Below are 295 nucleotides of genomic sequence, written 5' to 3'. Positions count from 1 at the left end.
CGCCGGCATCGTGCTCCCCGACGCCGACCCCAAGGAAATCGCCGAAGGGCTGTTCTTGGGCGCCTTCATCAACAACGGCCAAACCTGCGCCTGCCTGAAGCGCCTGTATGTCCATGACAGCCTTTATGACGCCGTGTGCGAAAGCCTCGTCGCCTATGCAGCCCACATTCCGGTTGGCGACGGCCTGTCGGAACAATCGATCCTTGGTCCCGTGCAGAATCGGATGCAACTCGACATCGTAGCTTCCTATGTCGAGGATGCACGCGCCAAAGGCGGCCGCGTTCTGATCGGCGGC

1 protein-coding gene is annotated in these 295 nt (G+C 61.7%); it reads left to right on the top strand.

Features of this window, described 5'->3' with window-relative positions; all coding sequences use genetic code 11:
• Positions 1–295, top strand: a 295-nt coding sequence (locus tag EN804_RS36360; protein WP_135922423.1) for an aldehyde dehydrogenase family protein, incomplete at both ends; no start/stop codon positions are given.

It is taken from the genome of Mesorhizobium sp. M8A.F.Ca.ET.161.01.1.1, from assembly GCF_004792105.1.
In the GTDB taxonomy this organism is placed as follows: domain Bacteria; phylum Pseudomonadota; class Alphaproteobacteria; order Rhizobiales; family Rhizobiaceae; genus Mesorhizobium.
The sequence above is the reverse complement of the archived record's forward strand: the minus strand, read 5'-3'. Positions and strand labels throughout refer to the sequence as shown.